Here is a 1235-nt window from a genome sequence, read left to right on the forward strand (position 1 = left end):
GCCCGGCGGGCGGCCCGCGCCGTGACCGTGCCGACGGCCGGGTAGTCGGTGTTGGCCGGGGCGGCCGGTCCGTCGGTGGCGGTCAGTTCCAGCAGCGTGGTGGAGCCGCTGGTGCCGCCCTCGCCGACCGGGGTCCAGGCGTTCTTGTTGACGTCGATGCTGCTGACGGTGCCCGCGGTGTTCAGCGTGGCCTTGATGGTGTGGTCGTCGCCCTTGATGTTGTAGACCTGCGGGATCTCCAGGGCGAGGTACCCGGTGGGGCCGGTGATCTTGAAGCAGACCTCGCTCGGGCTGGCGGCGCGGCTGAACAGCTGGACCAGACCCGGGCCCGAGGCGCAGTCGGCGAGGACGATGTGGCCGTCGCCGGTCTTCAGGGTGATGTTCCGGTCGGCGAGGACCTTCGCCGCGTCGGGGTAGGAGAAGCCCTCCACCGCGCTCGGCGGGGCGGCATCGGCGGCCACAGCGGGCATCGGGGCGGCGACGACGGGGATCGCAAGGGCCGCGCCGAGGGGCCAGGCCAGTCTGCGAACGGTACGCACGGGCACTCCAGAAGAGAGATACGCCCAGGGGAAACCAGCGCCCCCGAGCCGGCAAAGAAAGAATCAATCGGAAGCTATCGTCGCGGAATTGTGCACGTCAAAGCATGCGGGCACCCCCGGCGCACCCCTGACCCGGGGTCAAGCCCCGCACGGAAAAACGCGGTCGGGCCGTCCGGGGGCCCGGGTGTTCGAATGCGGACATTTCCGGATGAACGCGAGGGCGACGGCCCGCCGCAGGATTATCACGGTTCGGTGACGTTTCCTCCGCAAGTCGGCCCCCCCGGGTGCGGACCCGGTGCGGACCCGATGTGCGGACCCGATGCGGACCCGATGAGGAACCCGGTGCGGACCCGATGCGGATCCGGTGCGTGAGCGGTGCACGCCCCCCGCGGGCATGCCCACACAGCACGGCGGGGGGGGGCACGGGGGGGGGGGGGGGGAGTGGGGGCCCCCCCGCCCCACCCCCCGCGGGCCGGCCGGGCCCCCCCCCCCCACGACGGGTCGGGTGCCCGGCCGGCCGACCGGCCGGGGTACGCGCAGGGCGGCCATGACGTGCTCGAAGGCGGGCGCGTCGCCGGCCTGGCCGGGCGTGAGGTGGAAGCACAGCGGGCGGCAGCGGCCGTGCGCGGCGGGGTGGTGCGTCGTGGTACGCCCGCCCCGGGGACGCCCCCTCAAATGGTGGGGCGGGGAGCCCGC

At 74.1% G+C, this 1235-nt stretch carries 1 protein-coding gene; it reads right to left on the reverse strand.

All coding sequences use genetic code 11. The annotated features are described in order from the left end of the window. The coding region (locus ACFV4G_RS42150; protein ID WP_380448705.1) for a hypothetical protein at nucleotides 1-539 on the reverse strand (539 nt) is incomplete at its 3' end. Between the last annotated feature and the right edge of the window lie 696 nt (nucleotides 540-1235).

Source organism: Kitasatospora sp. NPDC059747 (genome assembly GCF_042732955.1).
Taxonomy (GTDB): Bacteria; Actinomycetota; Actinomycetes; order Streptomycetales; family Streptomycetaceae; genus Kitasatospora.